Genomic DNA, 21,415 nt, shown 5'->3' with positions numbered 1-21,415 from the left:
ATGTTAGTCGATGGTCGTTGGAATGGAGATTGGCAGCCGGTGCAGGCGAAGGATGATGAGGGGCGTTTCGTGCGTCAGATCTCTAGCTTTCGCAACTGGATAACACCGACAGGCGAGGCAGGTCCTACGGGTGAGGGCGGTTTCAAGGCGGAGTCTGGCCGCTATCATCTCTATGTCGCCTATATCTGCCCCTGGGCCTCACGTACCCTGATGGTGCGGGCGCTCAAGGGCCTTAACGAGCATATCAGCGTCAGCGTGGTCAACCCCGTGCTTTCGGAGCAGGGCTGGCAGTTTGGCGGCGCGCCTGATAGCAAGGTAGCTGGTGACAGCGACAGCCTAAATGGCCACAAGTATCTGCATCAGCTCTATACCCAGGTGGATCCACGCTTTACCGGCAGGGCGACCGTACCCGTGCTCTGGGATAAGCTGCGCCAGGTGATAGTGAATAACGAATCGGCAGACATCATACGCATGTTAAACACCGCCTTCGATCACCTTACCGACTCGGCGCTAAATCCGGCATTGGACCTCTATCCAGAGGGGCTGCATCAAGCTATCGATAGCCTGAATGAGCGTCTCTATCACGAGTTAAACAATGGCGTCTACAAGGTGGGCTTTGCCACCAGTCAGTTTGCCTACGAAGAGGCCTATCAAGGCATCTTTAGCCTGCTCGATGAGCTGGAGCAGACCCTGAGCGATGGTCGATCCTACCTGCTTGGCGAGCAGCTGACCGAGTCGGATATTCGCGCCTTCGTGACCCTGGTGCGCTTCGATGTCGCCTACTATGGCCTGTTCAAGTGCAACCGTGAGCTGATCGCCCAGAAGCCGCAGCTACAGGCCTATCTGCAGCGCATCTATGCCCTCGATGGCATCGCCGCCACGGTCAACATAGAGCATATCAAGCAGGGTTATTATTCGATCAAGGCGCTGAATCCAACAGGCATAGTGCCTGTCGGCCCCAGGTTAGCTTATGAGTTCAGTAAAGAGTTTAAAAGTGAGCACAAATATGAGTTCAAGACAGATTTCCGTTGAAGTGAGTGAGCGGCTAAAGACTGCAACCAGTGCAGGTGTAATGCCGAGCCTGTTCGTCTCCCACGGCTCGCCCATGTTGGCCCTGGATGACAGCGACAACGCCGCTTTTCTCGCCGAGCTGGGCCAGCTGCTGCCAAGGCCCAAGGCGATACTGGTGTTCTCGGCCCACACGGATATAGGTGGCAAGGTGCGTATCACCTCAAACGATGCCCCGCGCACAGTGCATGATTTCTATGGCTTTCCCGACGCCCTCTACCAAGTTAACTATCCGGCCCCTGGCGCACCTAAGCTGGCCGCCGAGGTCGCGGATCTTCTGCAAACCGCCGGGTTTGACGCCGAGTTAGATGACAAGCTTGGCTGGGATCACGGCCTCTGGACGCCGCTTTGCCGTCTCTATCCCGAGGCGGATATCCCTTTGGTGCTGGTCTCTATCGACAGCCGCCAGGGCGCTGACTATCACTACCGCCTGGGACAGGCGATAAAATCCCTGCGCACTGACGGCGTATTGGTGCTGGGTTCGGGCGGCATCAGCCACAACCTGGGCGAGCTGTTTCGCCGCCCCGGCGACCCGCAGAAGGTAGAAAAGATGCAGAGCTTCGTGAATTGGATCGCCGATAAGCTTTCCCAAGGAGATCTGCCCGCTCTGCTGGATGTCGAGCGCCAGGCCCCACACGCCCGGTTCAACCACCCCAGCATAGAACACCTGATGCCCTTCTACGTCGCCCTAGGCGCAGGGCAGGGCGACGGAGTTAATGAGGCCACCAAGCCCCCTCTGCGACTACACCAAAGCATCGAACTACAGATCCTCGCCCTAGACACCTACGCCTGGCTCGAGTGATTTCCCGGCATAGACCTGCCGTAAGTTGTTTTTGATTAGAAAAAGCCTTCGAATGAAGGCTTTTTCTTTTTGGCTTGAAACATCTAGCCGTAAAGGTTTTTACTTCGCCGATGCTAGCCTTGACCCTCATGGTGTTGAATTGCTTGCAGCAGGCCCCATGTGCAAACACATTTGTGATACGGTGAGTGAAGCCTAGCTTCGTGCATACGAACGAGAGGCATGGATGCCGAACTGGCCTTTAGACATGGATGTTGTTCGAGCACTTCCCTGTGAGCTCTACCTCGGCATCTGACCTTCAAGGAAAGAGGGAATACCAAAAAATGTCGGGAACATTTTTTGGCATACATAGGAAGGTCACAAATGTGTTTACACCAGTATCTATCGTCTCTTCGATTTGACGTTACAGGACAGTCCAGCTTTAAAATATTCTTGGACAGAAATGCGATAGAGCAAGGAGTCTAAATCTGGGCGAGGTTGAGGATAAATATGGTAATCAAATAAAGTCTACTCTGCCTCGACATATCCAAGCCATGCTCCCCTTCGCAGTGTACTATATGTGATCTGGCCGTCATGTGTCATAAGAGCTGGAAGACAGCTAAGGAAGGAATAGTGAAGGTCTAAGAAAAAGGTATGTTAGGCTAGTATTAGCACCTTTGTATTGTACGTACATACAGTGTAGAATCCCCCATCCTTGTTATCGCTTTGGTTATTGTTTTAAGGCTTTTTATGGCGAGTATATTTTCTTTTTTCACAGGTTCAGGTTTTCTGGATTTAGGGTTCGAGAAGGCTGGGTTTGAAACAGCGGCTGTGAATGAATATCACCTGCCGTTCCTTGACGCATACAAACACTCGCGAAAGGTCATGTCTTTGCCTGAGCCTAAGTTTGGCCATTACCATTGTAGTATCGAGGAGTTCATCGGTGACGGTGAATATGTTGGGCGGCTAAAGGATCAAGTCAGTCAGCTACAGTCTAAGCGTGAAATGGTCGGTTTTATTGGCGGCCCGCCTTGCCCTGATTTTTCCGTAGGAGGTAAGAACAAGGGGCACGAGGGTGAAAATGGGCGCCTTTCGCGTACCTACGTGGATGCTATTATCCAGCACAAGCCGGACTTTTTCTTGTTCGAAAACGTTAAGGGCCTTTGGCGCACCAAGCGCCACCGCGAATTTTACGAGCAGCTTAAATCTGATCTGCGTGATGCGGGGTATGTGCTGACCGACCATCTGGTGAATTGTATCCAGTATGGCGCACCACAGGATCGTGACCGTATTTTGATGTTCGGGATCAGGAAGGAGAATGTAGCTTCCAAGCTTGATACTCAATCTCTTGAAGCAATGGCCATTCCAGACTCGCTGTTCGACTGGGAGTCCCATATGGAATACGGGCGTGACGAGGCGCTGAAAGTACCGTCATGGCCGGAGATTGCACGGTTTAACGAAAGTGTTGAATCCCCTATGCCCGAAGGTGTTATCCAACCGTTGACGATAGAGCATTGGTTTGAGAAAAACGATGTTCTCAACCACCCCAATGCAGATGCTTTCTTCAAGCCTAAGTCAGAGAAGTTCAAGCTTGTCGATGAAGGTGATACCAGTAAAAAGTCGTTCAAGCGCCTGCACCGCTGGCGTTACTCTCCGACGGCTGCGTATGGCAATAACGAAGTTCACCTTCATCCCTACGAAGCCCGTCGTTTAAGTGCTGCAGAGGCATTGGCTATCCAGTCTCTGCCTAAAGAGTTTGAGCTGCCTGCCACCATGACGTTGAGCGATAAGTTCAAGACCATTGGTAATGGTGTACCGTATGTTGCGGCTTTGGGGGTAGCTAAGACTATTAATGATTTTATTCATCGAATAAAATGAGTTATTTCTTAATTTGACCGAGGAAGCTTCGCATTTAAGGCGAAGCTTTTTCAGCCTGCTAATGGATCTTCTAAAAATGTATGCAGGAACTTGATATTGTCTATCCCACACATACTCCGTCTTGTTAGGTGGTATAAATCAAGAATTGCTGAGTAAGGTAGGTACTTAATGTTCAGCTCTCTGAATTGGGGTTCGTTGGCTTTCTGGTTGATTTTTGTTCTGTATTTGTCATCAGGCGCCGCTATAACATAGGTCATATCCATCAGCCGTGGAGCTGCTTCCATAAATCCTTTCATCCGGGTTAGTCCGGAAGTAACCCCGGTACTGTGCTCGATCTCAATGATTGCCGGTATATTTCGGCCTTCCTTATCGAACCAAATGCAATCGATGAGTTCCCCAGCTTTTGGTGCTCCCATATAACCTTGCAGTGCTGCGACTTTCCGTAGGTCTTTGATTACGTTTTCTTGCTCGATAAGTCGCTTCCCATTGTATTGGACACCATGATCATTCTTGGCAATCCATGCCTTCAACCCAAGCGCTTCGGCGCATTTTACCAAGAGTACCTGCATCTGTTCGTGCTCGCGTTGTAGCTCCGCCTCTGCTCCTTTAAGCTGTGGTTTATTAGATGTAAGTGCATCAATTTGAATATCTCGGTCTGCTTCGATAATACACATACTATGTACTTCTTGTGTTTCGATGATCCCTGCGCTATGTGGGTTATCTGGACAATAAATGAGATGTTTGTGGCCGTTTTTTATTTTAGTGCTTTGACCAACGTATTGAATTCTGCCTGGGTAACACAGATAGAAATACTCAGTGTGTAACAACAAGGTTTCTAAAGCTGAGCGCGTATTATAACTACCACCGAATACCCGATCCACGTTAACAGGCCTGTTTGGTTTGATCGCATTGGCCAGGCGCTGGATCATATCCACGGAAATACTGATCTCTTCTTTCTTTTGCTCTTTTTTCCCTTTGGGTGTGGTTATTCTTTCTATCAAAATTGGCCCTTCAGGTAACGTAACTTGAAGGATTCTCAATCTGCTTTTGGTTGTTTTTGTTGGGTAGTCGTAGATCGTTCTTCGGTCTAGACTATCGATTGCCCTTGCGAGGTTTGTTGCCGTGTAGTCACTGTACTGCATAAATAATCTTCCCCTTTGTAACCAATTGCAGGTTAAAGTAAAGTCATTAATTAGTAAAGCACTGTTATTTAATAATAAAACGTCTGTCTGATAGTATTGTTATAGCTTCAATCTACTTTATTTCACATCCATCGCCTTCAGTCGTGCTTCCCTCTTATCGGCGGTTTCATCATGCCTAAGTGTGTTGCGCAACGTCTTGTCCCTTCTGGTGACGATTGGGGCTAGTAACAGCTTAGCTATTCGTCTCCTGCGGGAAGATCGATTTATACGCGTAGTATCAGTCAAGTTCTACGGCAATGAATCGCGGTTCTCTGGAATTTTTCATCGCGTTAATGGTGAAAGAAATAAATGGGGTAAGAGTTAACTTTTTGCGGGATTTGGTTGGCGAATGTTGGTTTTTTTCATTCCCTGAATGGCGTAGTCGATGTTTGATTCGAGTAGGCCTAGCTCTGTCCTTGATTGGTGATACTTTAATCTATCTTGTAGCTGGTATTCAACATGCCACGTCACATTTTTAATGCGCTTTCTGTATTAAAAATAATAGCTTGCATCAAAGAGAAACAGATGAAGCTAAATCGAAGAAACGATAGATACTAGGTGTAGATGCATTTGCGGACGTCGATGGCAGGGATGCCATCGTCGAGCCTCCACGGACGGATTTACGGCGTGTAGCAAATGTATCTGCACATAAGCCTGCCGCAGGCAATTAATAGCAATGAAGGTACGACCTTCAAATCACCTTAACAAACGCCAATCCCATTAACGGCGAAAGTAATCATGCTAGAAATGCGATAGAGCATGAACTCTAAAGCTGGGGGTGAGGAAAAATATGGTAATCAAATAAAGTATACTCTGACCCCACATATCACTGACTCCACATATCATATGGCTAGCCCGATTAATTTCTTTTGCGCTCTAGAGACGGGCTTGAGTGATGTTGAAGTGTTGTTGGATGGTATCCATAATTTATGCAATTTACTTCTTATGCCAAAAAAATGAGGGATCGGATGACCATGTTCCACTTTTAATATCCAGAGTTCCCCAAAATGATTCTCTAACATACACCGCAAACTGCCCATGCTTTTCTAGATCCCAGGAATCATCAGTTTCTACTTCACTGGGAAATTTATTATTGGCGTAAACACTAATAGTCCAATAATGAGGTCTAAAAGGATCAAACAAGCTTCTAGTCCGTTCAATTGCCTCGAAATCGCTATATAAGACATTGTTGTCATCCAAATACTGTTTCGCCGCGGCAACTATCTTGCTTGGGGGCTGATAGACTCTTTTTTCAACAGGATATAACACGACAATAGACAACATGCCTATGGTCCCAAAAATCAACATATTCGGCCATTTAGCAGGCCCGAAATACCAAGCGATAAGACCGGATAATATCAGCCAGATAGCAAAGCATATGTAGAGCGGCTCCAAATCCAGCAACATAGGGAAAAAAGAGACACCAGTATCCCCGGGCGCTGCACTGTAAAACAGTGCAGCGCCGAATAATAGCGAACACAACGCCTCTAACATTCTTAACTTAATCAAACTGAATGCTCCACTGTGTTAATGTGCCAAGACTGTCCATAAAGCACAGCCGCCTGATTTCCGGCTGTTTTCTTAATTCAATGGGGTCAGAGTTAACTTATTGAGGGATTTGATTGGTGCTTGTTGGTTTTTTCATTCCCTGTATGGCGTAGTCGATGTTTGAATCGAGTTGGCCTAGCTCTGTCCTTGACTGGTGAAACTTTAATCTAATCTATAGTTGGTATTCAACATGACGCGTCATATTTTATGCGCTGTTTTCCTTAAAAATAATAGCTTATATCAACGAGAAACAGATGAAGCTAAATCGAAGAAACGATAGATACTCGGTGTAGATACATTTGCGGACGTCGATGGCAGGGCCAAAAATGTTCCTAACATTTTTTGGCATTCCCAATATCCATGTAGGTCAGATGCCATCGTCGAGCCTCCATGGAGGACTCCCTTTAAAACAAAGAGTCGGCGTGTAGCAAATGTAACCGCACCTGCGGCAGCAACTGATAGAGATAAAGGTTCGACTCCCAATTCACTTAACAAATGAACAGTTACAAATTACTACCCGTAGCAAATGAAGCCAAATCGAAGAGACGTTGGATACCGAGTGTAGATACGCCGGTGAGCTTCCGAAACAGGGATGTTTCGGTAGAGCCTAAAGGGATTTATTCACGGCGTCTCACAGGCGTATCTGCACATAAGCCTGCCGCAGGCAATTAACAGCCATGAAGGTGCGACCTTCAAATCATCTCAACAAACGCCAACACCACCAACGGCGAAAGTAATCATGCTAGAAATGTGAAAAAGCCTCGATGTTCGAGCCGCCGAATGAAACAGGAAATGATCAAGAGATAGAGCAGGGAAAAGGGGCGAGCGATACGCCCCCTAGAAGATTTACCTGAGTCGTTCCCCTCGATTAATCCCAATCAACCTATCCAAAATATGCTCACCATCCATACGGATGCCATTATGCTCATATTCAGAGGTGAGCCAGTACTGCAGGTTACCCACCTGAGCCGCCGTCTCCAGGCTGTAATTCATCTCCACAAACATATCTTCGCTGTAGATGGCCGCGGCCACAGGCACCTGGTTGTCGGCCAGCTTGGCGGGATCGTACAGCATGGGCCAGTCGGCCTTGTCGGCCAGCAGGTGCGCCGCGTGTTTCAGCGGCTTGAGGTTAGTGAACTGGTCGAAGAACCAGGGGTAGACCATCTCACCGGTAAACAGGAAGGGCTTGTCCGCCTGATAGTTAAACTCGTTATAAGTCTGTCTTACCCTATGGGCCGCCCAGCTCGAGGCGTCTTGCTGGCAATAGATGCTCTCGTGCAGCAGGGCGAAGATGGGGTTGGTGTTAAAGTCCAGCAGCTGGCAGAAGTGAGCCAAAAACAGTGGGTTGACCTGAGTGCCCTGGGTCGTCTCTATCAGGGCCTGTTCCAGCAGGTAATAGACGGGCTCGCCGCCTTGCTCCATGCCTATGTTGATCCCAAGTAGTTGCAGCATCTCCACCGTGAGACGCTCGCCAGTGGCGATGCGCACCTCGTTCTGTTGCAGGTAGGCGGCCAGGCGTTTAACCAGTGCTTGCGCGTCTGGGAAACGGGCGAAGAAGTCCTGGTTCTTGGCCAGCACTCGCTTGTAGGTGGCCTGATAGACCTCATCGGCGCTGCGGGTCAGCGAAGGGATGCCGCCCGTGATATAGGCTTCATGCAGGCCATGGGGCGCATCGTTTAGGTATTTCAGCACGCAGAAGCCGCCGAAGCTTTGACCGAGTATGCTCCACTTCTCATCGCCAATCAGCTGTGCCCTGATAAGCTCGGCATCCTGGATGATGCTGTCGGCGCGAAAATGGCTGAGGTAGTCGGCCTGGGCTTGTGAGTCCAGATGGGCCAGTGAGGCATAGTTGATCGGGCTCGAGAGGCCTGTGCCGCGCTGATCCAGCAGCAAGACGCGATATTCCTGCAGGGCGCGCTTTATCCAGCCGCCGTTGGCCGCGGGTCTGATGGCGCCAAAGCCCGGACCACCCTGGAAGTAGACCAGATAAGGCAGATTGCTATCTGTGTGTTCAGGCGCCACTAACTCCCGGGCGAAGACAGTGATGCACTCGCCATCTGGGGCTTGGTGATCCAATGGCAGCGAAAAAAAGTGTTTGCGGCAATGGATGCCGGCGAGGCGTTGTAGATCGGACATGATGAGCCTTTAATTGATTCTTGTTGGTAATGCTTTTTGATGAATAAATGTGCGCTAATGTCAGGCAATAGGGTACTAAATGACGCGGATAGGTTATCCTAGATCAATCTTTTTGTCAGTGCCGTTAGAGAATCCCAACCCGATGATTTAACCTATGCCGGGGTGGATGAAAGTGGAAAGAATAAGATGAAGTATCAAATTGTGCCTGTGACGCCATTTCAGCAAAATTGCAGCATCATCTGGTGTGAAAAAACCAAACAGGCGGCCGTGGTCGACCCGGGTGGCGACATAGAGCGGATCCAGCAGCAGCTGGCCCATCACGGCCTGACCCTGGAGAAGATCTTGCTCACCCATGGGCATATCGACCATGTGGGCGGCGCCAAGGCGTTGGCCGACGCGGCGGGTGTGCCCATCATAGGCCCCCATAAGGACGATGCCTTCTGGCTTGAGACCCTGCCGCAACAGAGCAAGCACTTTGGTTTTCTGCCCGTGGCCGCCTTCGAGCCGGCCCAGTATCTTGTTTCGGGCGATCGCGTCACAGTGGGCGCACAGTCCCTGGAAGTGCTGCATTGCCCTGGGCATACGCCGGGCCATATCGTGTTCTACAGTGAGGCCGACAAGCTGGCCTGGGTGGGTGATGTGCTGTTTAAGGGCTCTATCGGCCGCACCGATTTTCCTCAGTCGAGTCATACGGATCTGATAAATTCCATCACCCAGGTGCTCTGGCCGCTGGGGCGTGAGGTGAGCTTTATTCCCGGCCATGGGCCTATCTCGACCTTCGGCGCCGAGCGGCAGCAAAACCCCTTCGTGGCGGATCAACTGCTGAACTGATCTCACTAACTAATCTTGATAATCAGGATTCTAAATACTTGTTTTAAGACGGCGGTTCATTCGAATCGCCGTTTTTTCGTTGTGAAATCTTTTGCAACGCTTTGAGTCTGTTTTTTATTTCTGTGTCTGCTAGGTTAAGGCATTAGCCCTTAATTTTGCCTAAGAGACACAGGGATATGTCACATCACATCGAAGATCTGCTCAACGCCTGGTCGGCGGCGCCCCAAGATGATTGGGTGCTGGCCGTGGTGACCCATGTGGAGGGCTCGGCCTATCGAAAGGTGGGCGCCATGATGCTGATCCACGGTATGGGTAAGAGTGTCGGCCTGGTGAGCGGCGGCTGCCTGGAGGCCGACCTGCGCCGCCGGGCCCAGAAGGTGATCCAGACGGGGCAGGCCGCCAGCGTCTGTTACGATGCCACCGACGAGGCCGATGCCAGTTATCAGCTGGGCTGTGGCGGACTCGTTCATCTCATGCTGGTGCCCCTGTGCGTCGCCAATCATTATCTGAATTTTCAGGCGCTTAAGGCCGCGCTCGCCAGCCAGGGGCGATGCCATTATCAGTTAGATCTTGTCGATGCTTCGCTGTCGCCTAGCGCTGCTGGCTCCTCAGATTCAGTTGGCGCCCAGGTGTGGACCAGCCAGCAGGCCCTGGATGATGCCAAGGCGGGCTGGCAATTGAGCGACTTTCCCCGCCCCGGCATTTTACCGGGCCAGTCAGTGCTGGGCCAGTCAGTGCAGGGCCTGTCAGTGCAAGGCCAGTCAGTGCCAGGTGAGTCGGTACAAGGTGAGTCTGCGAGTTTAGTCGTTCCCCTGCGTGAGCGTCATCGCATCGCGATCTTCGGCGGCGGCCTGGACGCCCAGCCCGTGTGTCAGATTGCCCAGCAGCTGGGCTGGCGAGTGGATGTGGTCGACCGTCGCACCAGCTATGCCAGGGAGTATGACTTTGTCGGCGCCAACATCATCAAGCTACCGGTCAACGAGCTGCCCAAGAAATTCTGGACTCGCCTCGATGGCGCCATCGTCATGCAGCATAACCTAGAGCTGGATGCCCAGGCCCTGGCGGCAATTCATCAACATGCGCAGCAGCTTAGCTACCTAGCGCTGCTTGGGCCGGGCCATAGGCGTGACAGAGTGCTGGCCCTTGCCGGGCTCGACGCGGCAAGCTTTAACGCCTATTTCTCGGCGCCGGCCGGACTGGCCCTGGGGGGCGAGCTGCCATCTTCGATAGCCCTCTCCATATTGTCCGAATGTCACGGCGTGCTGCACGGCGCCAAGCGGGTCGCCCTCAAAGAGGTGATGGCGTGAAGCCTGATACCTGTATCCAAGGTAAGGTGATGATCGCCCTGCTGGCGGCGGGGCAGAGCCAGCGTTTCGGCGGCGTGAAGCTGGCGCAGTCCCTAACAAATGATGATTTGGCGAGTGATGACTTAATCGCTAATGACCTAGCAAGTGCTTCGTCAGAACCTAAGCCGACTGAATCTAAAAACATAGTGGCTCATTACGTTGCCGGTCCATCCCCGACGACCCTGATAGGTCACCAATTTCATGCGCTAAGTGAGGTGGCAGCCAGATTAGGCGCGAGTCTTTGTGTGATCACCGGTGCCTACCATGAGGCGGTGGCAGCCTGCTTGCCGCCATCGGCTAAGCTAGTGCATAACCCTGACTGGAAAGGGGGGCTTGGTCACTCTATCGCCGCGGCGGCCAAGGAGGCCAGGTCGAAGCGCGCCGAGACGCTATTGATTGCCCTTGGGGATCAGCTGCTACTGGGGGCTGATGATTACCTTGGGCTGTTTCGCGCCCGCGCCCGGGCAAACACCCGGGTTTGTGCCTATTATGAGTTAACTCTGGGGGCGCCGGCGCTGTTTCATTTTGACGATTATGAGGCGTTGTCGAGTCTTCGCGGCGATCGCGGCGCCAAGGCCCTCTTGTCTCGACGTTACCAGGAGGGCAGCCTCATCGCCATGGCGATGGAGGATGCCAGCGTCGATATCGATACCCGATCTCAGCTAATGGCGTATTTGGCGAGGAGCAAGGCGGGCGCCCAATGACACAACTGACTCAAATTAAAGCTATTCATATTAAAGCAAGGCCGTTAACCATAGCCTATTGGTCAACAAGGAGAAACTGATGTCCCAATCGAAACTAGGACTCAAGATAAACGGAAAAGATTACACCTTAGATGCCGATCCCAATATGCCCGTGCTCTGGGCCATCAGGGATCTCCTGGGGCTGACTGGCACCAAATATGGCTGCGGCGCCGGACTCTGTGGCGCCTGCACCATACATGTCGATGGCGAGCCCGCCAGGGCCTGTCTGACCAGCCTAAAGCAGGTGCAGGGCAAGCAGGTGACCACCATAGAGGGGCTGGCGGCCGATGGCCTTAAGCAGGCCTGGCGCGACAATAATGTGCCCCAGTGCGGCTACTGTCAGGCGGGGCAGTTGATGTCGGCGGCGGCGCTGCTGAGTCAATATCCTCAGCCAAACGACGCCCAGATAGAGGAGGCTATGGTGGGCAACCTGTGTCGCTGCGGCACCTATACCCGCATCAAGGCGGCGATCAAACAGGCGAGCGGCACAGCGGCTCAGCTTGATCTGAGCGAAAGGGATGTGAGCGAAAGGGAGGTCGAGGCATGAGTCAGTTCAGCGCGGTACAAAATTTCAGTCGCCGGGACGTATTAAAGCTGTTCGGCGCCGCCGGTGGCGGTCTGGCCCTCGGAGCCAGTGGCCTTGCCTGGAGTCCGATGGCGCTGGCCCAAAACGGCGAGGCGCGCCTCAACCTGTTTATCGCCATCGGCGAAGATGACAGGGTCTATCTCACCTGTCACCGCTCCGAGATGGGGCAGGGGATCCGCACCGGCATCCCTCAGGTGCTGGCGGACGAGCTGGGCGCGGACTGGGACAAGGTAGTGGTGGTGCAGGGGCTGGCGGACAAACGCTACGGCAGTCAGAACACCGATGGCTCCCGCAGCATACGCAAGGGGTTCGACAAGATGCGTGAGATGGGCGCCATGGCCCGTACCATGCTGGAGCAGGCCGCGGCCGAACGTCTCAAGGTGCCGATAGCCGAGCTGAGCACGGCCGATAACAAGGTCACTCACTCGGCCTCCGGCCGCAGCCTCAGCTTCGGTGAGCTGGCCATGGCAGCCGCCAAGTTGCCGCTGCCCGAGGTGACCGGCCTTAAACTCAAGTCCGCCAAGGCCTTTACCCATATCGGCAAGGGCCACACCATAGTGGATATGGAGGCGATTTTAGACGGCAGCGCCGAGTATGGTTACGACATTCAGCTGGAAAACATGCTCTATGCCAGCGTAGTGCGCCCGCCGGTGCTGGGCAGCAAGGTGGACAAGCTCGATGATAAGGCGGCACGCGCCGTCGCCGGCGTGGTGGATGTTATTACCCTGCCGAGACATCAGGGGGCGCCAAGCTTTCAGCCGCTGGGCGGCGTCGCCGTGCTGGCCACTAACTCCTGGAGTGCGGCCCAGGGGCGTAAGGCGCTTAATATTAGCTGGAGCGACTCACCAAACCATGGGCACGATTCCAGCGCTTATCTGGCGCAGCTGAAGCGCGCGGTGCAGAAGAGTGGCAAGCCCGTCAGGCAGCTCGGCGAGCAGAGCCAGAGCTGGCCGGCGGACAAGACCATAGAGGCGGTCTACAGCGTGCCCTATCTGGCCCATGCCATGATGGAGCCACCGGCGGCGGCCGCCAGCGTGACCGACAAGGGCGCCGAGATCTGGGCCTCGACCCAGACGCCTCAGAGTGCCCAGGGCACAGTTGCCGCAGCCTTGGGGCTGCAGGCCGAGCAGGTGACAGTGCATGTGACCCTGCTGGGGGGCGGCTTTGGTCGCAAGTCTAAGCCAGATTTCTGCGTCGAGGCGGCGCTGTTGTCCCAAAAAACCGGGCGGCCGGTCAAGGTGTGCTGGAGCCGGGAAGATGAGCTGCAAAATGGTTACCTGCATGCCATCAGCGCCCAGTATTTCAAGGCCAGAGTCGGCGACAAGGCGGTCGAGGCCATATTGCAGCGCACTGGCTTCCCCAGTATCAGTTCTACCTTCGCCGAGGGTGTGGATGAACCCAGCGCCTCCGAGCTGGATCTGGGCTTCGTGGATGTGCCTCTGGCCATCGACAGCCTGCGCTGTGAGTCGGTAAAAGCCAGCGCCCATACCCGTATCGGCTGGATGCGCTCTGTGTGCAACATTCAGCATGGCTTCGGCATCGGGGTGTTTGTCGATGAGCTGGCGAACAAACGCGGCCTGGATACCTATACCATGTGGCGCGAGTTGCTGGGTAAGGACAGGCAGGAGACCTTTAGCGATCAGCAGTTCAACTATGGCAACTATGGCGAGACGTTAGAGCGTCACCCTGTGGACACCGCCCGTTATAAAGGGGTGATCTCAGCGGTGGAGCAGAAGGTGAAGCAGATGGCTAAGCCTGAAGCAGGCCAGGGGTGGGGCTTTGCGGTGCACCGCAGCTTTACCGCCTATGTGGCGGCCGCGAGCCTAGTTGAGGTGACTCAGGATAAGCAGCTTAAGGTGCTTAAGACGGTTATCGCCATCGACGCCGGCACCCTGGTCAACCCCGACCGGGTGGCCTCTCAGCTCGAAGGCGCCGTGATGTTTGGTCTGAGCATCGCCCTGATGGGGCGCATTAGCTTTAAGGATGGACGGGTAGAGCAGTCTAACTTTCATGACTATCCGCTGCTGCGTCTGAGTCAATGCCCCGAGATAGAGACCATCTTGGTGCCATCTATGGCGCCGCCCGCCGGGGTGGGCGAGCCGGGTGTGCCGCCCATCGCGCCCAGTATCGTCAACGCTATCTTTGCGGCCAGTGGCAGGCGCATTCGCGATCTGCCCCTGAGTGATCATTTCAAGATCTAGTCGCTATCCATAGATACGCTGTAGACCATTAGAGCCAGTCGTTATATCGACTGGCTTTTTTCTCGCCGTTCTTATGCATTTGTGACACGATTTTTGGTTCTTTTACTACAAATGGTGCCGGTTTTTCAATTCAATAACATTTAATCCGGTTTATTTGGCCTAGATCCTGTTTTTGTCATTCAATTTGGAGTAATTTAACCAAAAATAATATTCCAATGTAATGAGGGGTCATACATGGAAAATCGTATGCAGGTCGCATTATCTGCAGGGCTACTTGCTGCCGTTTGGGCAGGGGTCGCCGATGCATTTCACTTAGTCACTTGGGTTGGCTTTCTCGCGTGTAGCACTTTCTTCGCTCAGCCAAAGGCGGGTTTTCAAGGAGTGTTAATGACTTGGTTCACTAATCTCTCCGGTGTGTTCTGGGCCTGGGTGGTGATCTCCGGTGGTAGCTATTTCGATACGCCGCTTGTGGGTTATCTGCTGACGGGTATCGTCACTAGTCTGATGTGCCTGCAAGCCAGTTATCAAAGACTCGCCTTCATTCCCGGCGCCTTCATCGGCTGCTGCATCACCTTCGCCCTGGGTGGCGATATGGCAAGCATACTGCCACCACTCGTGATAGGTGCGCTGCTGGGTTATGCCATGACACTCCTAACGGGGCAGATGGTGGCTTTTACCGCCAAGACCATACCTGCCATAAAGTTACGTCTAATCAAGGCTCAACAATAAAAATTGTGCTTAACTTGATTCTGTAGGTCGAAAGAAATTGTCAATTTAGCCTGATAAACAAGTGGGTTTCCATGAAAGCTATCCAGTTTAGAAAGATAGATGCCTTGCTGATCAAACTCAGTCTTAACGGTAAATTTTGGGTGGTCTGCTCTATGGTGACGGCCATTACCCTGACCATCGCCTTGCTGAACCTTAATGCCGCTAACAACCAACTTCACGCCGGTTCGGCGGCCCGGGTACAGGCGAGCGTCGATGCCTATGCCAAGGTGGCGAGCCAGATGGGCTTAAGTGGTGAGGCGCTGGGGCGTTTTGCCCAGGACAACGGCCTGAGGCTGGCATCTCGCGATGAGCAGTCGCGCCGCGGTGATAGCGTGACCGCCAGCGCGCCGGTCGCCGGTCAATATCTGCAGCTGAGCCAGGAGGTGACCGCCTGGGAGGCCGAAGGCAAGAGCGATGCCTGGTGGATGCTGTGGGTCGCCCTTATCGCCCTCTATCCGCTGTATCAGCTAAGTTACTGGATCTCCACCTCCCTGGGCGGCGGCCTGTGGGACATGTATATCGCCATCAAGCGCTTAGCCGATGGCGATCTCTCCTTCAGACTCAATTTCTTCGGTAAGGATGACTTCAGCCTTATCGCCAGGGAGATCGACAGAAACGCGGACAACATGAGTGAGATGGTCAAGGCCATAGGCAACAACGCCAGAACGCTCGCCAATGCTTCCGATGAGTTTAATCTGCAGGCAAAACAGAACGATGAGCTGGCGCAGTTCCAGCATCAGTTTCTCGATACCGTCGCCGTGGCGATGGATCAGATGACCGCCGCCATCGAAGAGGTGTCCCATAACGCGGCCAACACCTCAGATCATACCAAGCATAATGCGACGGCCGCTGCTGACAGTAAGCAGCGTATCGCCGAGGCGGTGCGCCGTATCGGCCAGTTGACCGGCCAGATTGATGCGGCCTCCAGCGCGGTGGATCAGCTGTCGGGCAACGCCACAGAGATTGGCGCCGTGGTGACCACCATCAACGGTATTTCCGAGCAGACCAACCTGCTGGCGCTGAATGCGGCCATCGAGGCGGCGCGTGCCGGTGAGCAGGGCCGTGGCTTTGCCGTGGTGGCCGATGAGGTACGCACCCTGGCGGGACGCACCCAGCAGGCGACGGTGGAGATACAGTCGATGATCGAGGGCTTGCAGTCGGGCTCGGGTCAGCTGGCGGATATTACCCATGAGATCGTCGAGCAGGCCGAGCTTGGCCGCGCGGCCATAGAGTCAGTGGGCAGCGATGTGGATACCATGGCCGATTCTATCGATCAGGTGTTCGACATGAGCTCGCAGATCGCGGCTTCGGCGGAGGAGCAGAGCGTGTCGGCGCGTGATATTGCCTCCCAGCTCAATGAGATCCGTGACCAGTCTCAGACCATCAAGGAGACCGCCGAGCGTTCGGTCGTCCTAGCCAGCGAGCTGCAGCAATCCTCCACTGAGCTGGATGGAATACTGTCGCAATATCGCCTGCAGTAGCTAGATGAATCAATAGTCTATAAAAGTGACTCAATAAAAAAGGCGCCCTCGGCGCCTTTTTCGATCCATCACGAACTAATCTTTGAAGCAGCTCCAGATGGGCGCATGATCGGATGGCTTGTCGATACCGCGCAGATCATAATCTACGTCAGATTCGGTCAGACGCTCGGCCAGAGAAGGCGTTGCCAGGATCACGTCGATGCGCAGGCCGCGGTTATCGTCGAAGCCCTTGCTGCGATAGTCAAACCAGGAGTAGCGCTCAGAGCGTGTCGGATGCAGCTGACGGAAGGTGTCTACTAATCCCCAGTCCAGCAGCGTCCGCAGCCACTCACGCTCTTCGGGCTGGAAGCTGCATTTACCCGTCTTCAACCAACGCTTGGCGTTGACTTCACCTATGCCGATATCCAAATCGATTGGCGAGATGTTGATGTCGCCTATGATGGCGATATCTTCATCTGGACTATGGTGCTGCTGCAGATAGAGCATCAGGTCCTGGTAAAACTTGCGCTTGGCCGGGTACTTGGTTTCATGGCTGATGTTCTCGCCCTGGGGGAAGTAACCGTTGAGCACCGTCAGTTGACGACCGTTGGCCTGGGTAAAGGTGCCCATGATCATCCGGCGCTGGGCCTCGTCATCATCTGTGGGGAAACCTTTCTGTACCTTGACCGGTGGCAGTTTGGAGAGCATGGCCACGCCATAGTGGGCCTTACCACCATGGTAGTGCACCTGATAGCCCATGGCCTCGACCTCGGCCAGGGGGAAGGCCTCGTCGTGGACCTTGGTCTCCTGCAGGCCGATGATATCCGGGCTATGGCTGTCGATCAGCGCCTGTAGCTGGTGCAGTCTGGCCCTGAGACCATTGATGTTAAATGAAACTATTTTCAAGTGCTTGCTTCCTGCGATTTTGGTTAAGGGAGTACGCGCTTAAAGGGTTTTACGATGACGCTTTGGTAGACACCGGCGGCCACGTATGGGTCTTGGTCTGCCCAGGCCTGCGCCGCTTCCAGTGAGTCGAACTCGGCAACCACCAGAGAGCCTGTGAAGCCGGCTTCGCCTGGGTTGTCGCTGTCGATAGCTGGGTGTGGACCGGCGATCATCAGGCGACCCTCGTCAGAGAGCTCCTGCAGGCGTGCCAGGTGGTCAGGACGGGCTTGAAGGCGTTTTTCTAAGCTGTTTTCAACATCTTGAGATGAGATCATGTACCACATTATTTGAGTTCCTTTTTATGTTCTTCAGGCATGTGTTTGTAGAGGTATACCACAGTGATCACTGTGTTGATCAGTGTCAGGGCCGTGAGGCCAAACACCTTGAAATTGACCCAGGTTTCCTGAGACAGGTTAAAGGCGACATAGATGTTAACCAGGCCACAGGCGAGGAAGAAGGTGACCCAATACCAGGTGACCCGCGACCAGATCTTGTCGGCGACGATAAGCTCCTTACCCAGCATCCCCTTGAGGATCGGCTTCTTCAGATATTGGCTCAGGGCCAGCGCCAGGGCGAACAGGGCATAGACCACAGTGACCTTCCATTTGATAAAGGCATCGTCGTGAAAGACCAAGGTGAGGGTGCCGAAGAAGCTCACCATGGCGAAGGTGATCAGGTGCATCTTCTCTATCTTCTTATAGAGCAGATAGGTGACTACCAACTGCAGGGCGGTGGCCACGATCAGGGCGCCGCTAGCGATATAGATGTCGAAAAATTTATAGACGGCGAAAAAGATCACCAGAGGTAAAAAGTCGAGCAGTTGTTTCATGTAGGCTAGTTCACCAAACAAGGGATATAGATGGCTGGCAGTGTAACATGCCTCTTGAGTGGGGCAAACGTTGGGGCGCGGTGAAAGCGGCGCAATTGGGATGAAATTCCCTTAATCTGGGCTAGCGCACACCTGGTGTTTGATAATCAAGTGACCTGGCTGTTGCTCTTTTGCGCAGTCAGGCTAGTCTTAATGCACATTTGTTGTTTGTATGTTAATGATTATTAGTGAGATTTTTGATTTGTCTCAAATCTTGATGCTATTGAGGCGCAGTTTTTTGTTTAAGCTTGTGTTACATTTTTGCAGATGATTCCAAGTAGGTTTATGAAAACCTTGGCGTCTCAGAGCAAGCAGCGAATTTCCTCCTGGGGGCAGGCGTACAGCATATGAAAGTGGAACTGGATGTTTCTGAACTGGCCGTTGGCATGTATGTGGTTGAGATCACTCAGCCCAAGAACAAGTTTCAACTGGCGGAGCAGGGATGGATCACTAAACAGCAGGTGATCGATGGCTTTAAGCGTAAAGGCATTGAGAAGCTGTTAGTCGACAGCAGCAAACAGCGTGTGACACCAGCTGAACCAGCCAAGGTTAAACAAGCCGCCGAGCTAACGAAAACGCCTGGACTGTTTAAACAGCGACTGAGTCAGGCCAAGCAGTTGTTCAACGAGTCTAAGGCGATACAGAGACGCCTGTTTGACGATGCCCAAGCTGGCGTGCCCCTGACGCTGGAGCCGGTGAGACGGGTCACGGATCAGTCTATCGAGGCGATATTCGATAATCCCGATGCGCTGGCCTGCGTGATCAACATTCGCCATAAAGATCAGTACTTGCTGGAACACTCGGTGGCCGTCTCTGTGCTGATGACGATTTTTGCGTGCTATCTCAAGATAGATAAAGAGATAGTGAGTGAGCTGGCGATCGGCGCCTTCCTGCACGATGTGGGTAAGATCATGATCCCCCCAAGCATTCTCGACAAGCCGGGTCGGTTGACGACCGAGGAGTTCGAGGTGATGAAGACTCATGCCAATCACTCCATTCGCATCATAGAGAATACGCCCAACATCAGCCCGCTGAGCCTTGAGGTCGCCAGGCTGCATCATGAGAAGCTCAACGGCAAGGGTTATCCCTTTGGCGTCAGTGCCGAAGCGATCTCCCGTTTTGGCCGGATGATCGCCATCTGTGACATCTTCGACGCCTTGACCGCCAATCGCTGTTATAAGGCGGGCTATCCTCAGGTGAAGGCCTTTAGCATACTGCGCGCCCTGGGGGAGAATAACGAGCTGGACGCCGAGTTGGTGGATCACTTCATCAAGTGCATGGGAGTCTATCCCGTGGGCTCTCTGGTGCAGCTGGAATCTAACCGTCTGGCGATTGTCGAGAGTCATAACCATCAAGACCCTATCCGCCCCAAGGTGAAGCCCTTCTATAGCCTGAATCCCAATCATTTCGAGATCTCCGCCAATATCGATCTGGCGGCGATGCGTGATGACATCATAGTCAAGAATGTGCGCGCGGATGATTTCGACCTTAACATGGATGAGATCATCGAGTTTCTCTCCCACGAGGGCTAGCGCTTTATTGGACGAGCGCTAGCTTATTAACGCCTTAGCCACTTAACCCCTAGCTCTTTAACGACCTGAGTTAATAGGGTTTTCCTGGATCATTGAGAGGCCTGTGTGTATTGAATAGCCAGCTCGGCGAGTTGCAGCTCAAAATCTCCCGCCTGGCCATTGCCAATCAAGAGACCAACGGCGACCAGTTGAGTCAGGTCTGGGTAGGGCCGCGTTGGGTAATCCGCGCCGCGAAAGGTTTCGATAAACTCCCCTGGGGCAAAGGTCCACTGCTCGAGTCTGCCCGCCTGGGTATCGAAGTTTGCCTTGTAGCTGACCAGCTCGCCCTGTTTAAGCACTTTGAGCCTGAGCTGGTAGTGCTTGCCATCGCCTAAGGTGGTGAGGCGAATGCCGCCTGGATGAGCCTGTTGTAAAATCTGTTGCTCCTCCTGGCTCAGGGTGCGCGACACAGAGGCGAAGCCGCCGTTGTTCTCGAGAGAGACATTGCCGCTAAAGCGCAGTCGATATTGCTGATTGGCGTTGAGGAACTCACTCAGTTCACTCTGGGAGCGGCCGCCCATTACCCCATCGTTGACGATTTGCCAGTGACCTGGGTGAGTCAGTAAGGCTAATGTTTCCATCTTAGTATCGACTCCTTGGATAGTGAGAAGGTAAGGGCCTAGCAAGGTCAAGCCAAGTAGCATCTTCATGTGCGCTGCTTATTGTTTGCAAGCTCAGGCGCACAGAGAGATGGAGGGTAAGGCCCTGTGCAGCGCCATGAGATCCCTGAAGATGTAGCTGGCGCCATGCTGCTCGCCATAGGCTCTCTGCTCGCTGACTAGCACAGATGGCATGCCCGCTCGTTTGGCAGCCTGGATATCATAGTGATGGTCGCCCACATAGGCTATCTGCGACGGCGGCAGCTGCCACAACTTTGCTAGCGCCAGCAGACAGCTGGGATCTGGCTTGGCCGGGCCATCGTCGCGACTGAGAATGAGATCGATTGGCAGGGCGCAGCGCTCTATCTTTAATTCGGCCGCCTGGCGGCTGTTGCGGGTGACGATTGCCGTGGGGATCTGTTGCAGCAACAAAAAATCCAGCAGGGCTAAGGCGCCACTCATCGCCCTGGCACTCAGGGCATCTAAGTGCTCGGCCTGAGTGATGATGCTATGGGCCTTCTTGGCACGCTCTGTTGGCAGTTGCTGTACGAAGGCGAGAATATCCTGGTCTAACGGGCAGCCGACCGCCTGCTTGAGGGCCTTAAAGTCGAGGGAGCTGCTCACTAAGGTGCCGTCGAGGTCGAAGATCACTCCCTTAAACAAGTTATTAAAGCTCTGCATGGTGTGTCCTTATCTAGATTGAAGGTGAAGGCTGTTGTTAAGAAGGCTGATGTTAAGAAGGCTGTTGTTTAGAAAGTCGCTGGCTTAATAGCTATAAGTATAGCCAGTAGCCGCCTGTCACTCCTGTCAGGTTGACATTAGCGAGCGTTTCAAGCGCCGGCTCCCTTTTGGTTTGATTGAGGATATACGGCGCCCGGCGACTAATGGATCAGTAATGGGGAGTAGCG

The 21,415-nt window shown here is 53.3% G+C and carries 19 protein-coding genes; 11 read left to right on the top strand and 8 right to left on the bottom strand.

Annotated elements, in window-relative coordinates:
* From K0I31_RS11880 to K0I31_RS11870, 3 genes are all read left to right on the top strand, one after another.
* Positions 1–1,032, top strand: coding sequence for a glutathione S-transferase family protein (locus K0I31_RS11880; protein ID WP_258406485.1), 1,032 nt, complete (start codon positions 1–3; stop codon positions 1,030–1,032).
* Positions 1,007–1,870, top strand: coding sequence for a DODA-type extradiol aromatic ring-opening family dioxygenase (locus K0I31_RS11875; protein WP_258406484.1), 864 nt, complete (start codon positions 1,007–1,009; stop codon positions 1,868–1,870). Before K0I31_RS11880 ends, K0I31_RS11875 begins: the two co-directional genes overlap by 26 nt.
* Before the next feature lie 726 nt (positions 1,871–2,596).
* Positions 2,597–3,724, top strand: coding sequence for a DNA cytosine methyltransferase (locus K0I31_RS11870; RefSeq protein ID WP_220078518.1), 1,128 nt, complete (start codon positions 2,597–2,599; stop codon positions 3,722–3,724).
* A gap of 50 nt (positions 3,725–3,774) precedes the next feature.
* Here the strand turns inward: K0I31_RS11870 and K0I31_RS11865 are convergent, their stop codons facing one another.
* From K0I31_RS11865 to K0I31_RS11855, 3 genes are all read right to left on the bottom strand, one after another.
* Entirely contained in the window at positions 3,775–4,866 is a 1,092-nt protein-coding gene (locus K0I31_RS11865; protein ID WP_220078517.1) for a type II restriction enzyme NmeDI-related protein, read from the bottom strand.
* A 975-nt stretch (positions 4,867–5,841) separates the two neighbouring features.
* Positions 5,842–6,414: a hypothetical protein gene (locus tag K0I31_RS11860; RefSeq protein WP_220078516.1), complete on the bottom strand. Its 573-nt coding sequence runs from the start codon at positions 6,412–6,414 to the stop codon at positions 5,842–5,844.
* Positions 6,415–7,299: 885 nt separating this feature from the next.
* Positions 7,300–8,589: an alpha/beta fold hydrolase gene (locus K0I31_RS11855; RefSeq protein WP_220078515.1), complete on the bottom strand. Its 1,290-nt coding sequence runs from the start codon at positions 8,587–8,589 to the stop codon at positions 7,300–7,302.
* Positions 8,590–8,775: 186 nt separating this feature from the next.
* On the opposite strand from K0I31_RS11855, the gene K0I31_RS11850 reads away from it, so the two are divergent.
* The 7 genes from K0I31_RS11850 to K0I31_RS11820 all read left to right on the top strand — a co-directional run bounded on the left by K0I31_RS11850 (position 8,776) and on the right by K0I31_RS11820 (position 16,545).
* Positions 8,776–9,420 (top strand): MBL fold metallo-hydrolase, encoded by a 645-nt coding sequence (locus K0I31_RS11850; protein WP_220078514.1) that lies wholly within the window; start codon positions 8,776–8,778, stop codon positions 9,418–9,420.
* A gap of 176 nt (positions 9,421–9,596) precedes the next feature.
* Entirely contained in the window at positions 9,597–10,727 is a 1,131-nt protein-coding gene (locus K0I31_RS11845) for an XdhC family protein (protein WP_220078513.1), read from the top strand.
* Positions 10,724–11,470 carry an NTP transferase domain-containing protein gene (locus K0I31_RS11840; RefSeq protein ID WP_220078512.1) on the top strand — a complete coding sequence of 249 codons (747 nt, stop codon included), beginning with the start codon at positions 10,724–10,726 and terminating at the stop codon, positions 11,468–11,470. The genes K0I31_RS11845 and K0I31_RS11840 overlap by 4 nt, the downstream gene beginning before the upstream one ends.
* A gap of 79 nt (positions 11,471–11,549) precedes the next feature.
* On the top strand, positions 11,550–12,056 hold the full coding sequence (locus tag K0I31_RS11835) for a (2Fe-2S)-binding protein (RefSeq protein ID WP_144202869.1): 507 nt from the start codon (positions 11,550–11,552) through the stop codon (positions 12,054–12,056).
* Complete coding sequence (locus tag K0I31_RS11830; protein ID WP_220078511.1) at positions 12,053–14,296, top strand: xanthine dehydrogenase family protein molybdopterin-binding subunit; 2,244 nt, start codon at positions 12,053–12,055, stop codon at positions 14,294–14,296. The genes K0I31_RS11835 and K0I31_RS11830 overlap by 4 nt, the downstream gene beginning before the upstream one ends.
* Positions 14,297–14,530: 234 nt before the next feature.
* Positions 14,531–15,025: a DUF1097 domain-containing protein gene (locus tag K0I31_RS11825; protein ID WP_144202875.1), complete on the top strand. Its 495-nt coding sequence runs from the start codon at positions 14,531–14,533 to the stop codon at positions 15,023–15,025.
* A gap of 71 nt (positions 15,026–15,096) precedes the next feature.
* Entirely contained in the window at positions 15,097–16,545 is a 1,449-nt protein-coding gene (locus tag K0I31_RS11820) for a methyl-accepting chemotaxis protein (protein WP_220078510.1), read from the top strand.
* Between the two features lie 75 nt (positions 16,546–16,620).
* Here K0I31_RS11820 and xthA read toward each other — a convergent pair whose 3' ends face one another.
* The 3 genes from xthA to K0I31_RS11805 are packed head-to-tail and all read right to left on the bottom strand — an operon-like array spanning position 16,621 to position 18,298.
* Positions 16,621–17,430, bottom strand: coding sequence for an exodeoxyribonuclease III (xthA, locus tag K0I31_RS11815; RefSeq protein WP_220078509.1), 810 nt, complete (start codon positions 17,428–17,430; stop codon positions 16,621–16,623).
* Positions 17,431–17,453: 23 nt separating this feature from the next.
* Positions 17,454–17,753 carry a YciI family protein gene (locus K0I31_RS11810; protein WP_011866059.1) on the bottom strand — a complete coding sequence of 100 codons (300 nt, stop codon included), beginning with the start codon at positions 17,751–17,753 and terminating at the stop codon, positions 17,454–17,456.
* Positions 17,753–18,298, bottom strand: a complete 546-nt coding sequence (locus tag K0I31_RS11805) for a septation protein A (protein WP_011866058.1) — start codon at positions 18,296–18,298, stop codon at positions 17,753–17,755. The genes K0I31_RS11810 and K0I31_RS11805 overlap by 1 nt, the downstream gene beginning before the upstream one ends.
* A 386-nt stretch (positions 18,299–18,684) precedes the next feature.
* On the opposite strand from K0I31_RS11805, the gene K0I31_RS11800 reads away from it, so the two are divergent.
* Positions 18,685–19,869, top strand: a complete 1,185-nt coding sequence (locus K0I31_RS11800) for a cyclic di-GMP phosphodiesterase (RefSeq protein WP_220078508.1) — start codon at positions 18,685–18,687, stop codon at positions 19,867–19,869.
* 89 nt (positions 19,870–19,958) lie between these two features.
* On the opposite strand, the gene K0I31_RS11795 is transcribed toward K0I31_RS11800, so the two are convergent.
* Together K0I31_RS11795 and K0I31_RS11790 are read right to left on the bottom strand one after the other, a co-directional pair.
* Entirely contained in the window at positions 19,959–20,489 is a 531-nt protein-coding gene (locus tag K0I31_RS11795) for a CIA30 family protein (protein ID WP_220078507.1), read from the bottom strand.
* A gap of 93 nt (positions 20,490–20,582) precedes the next feature.
* Positions 20,583–21,188 (bottom strand): HAD family hydrolase, encoded by a 606-nt coding sequence (locus tag K0I31_RS11790; protein WP_220078506.1) that lies wholly within the window; start codon positions 21,186–21,188, stop codon positions 20,583–20,585.
* Positions 21,189–21,415 lie beyond the last annotated feature (227 nt).

The sequence above is a fragment of the Shewanella spartinae genome (assembly GCF_019457555.1).
Lineage (GTDB): Bacteria > Pseudomonadota > Gammaproteobacteria > Enterobacterales > Shewanellaceae > Shewanella > Shewanella loihica.
Note: the sequence above shows the minus strand (reverse complement) of the source record. Positions and strands in the feature narration are given on the sequence as shown.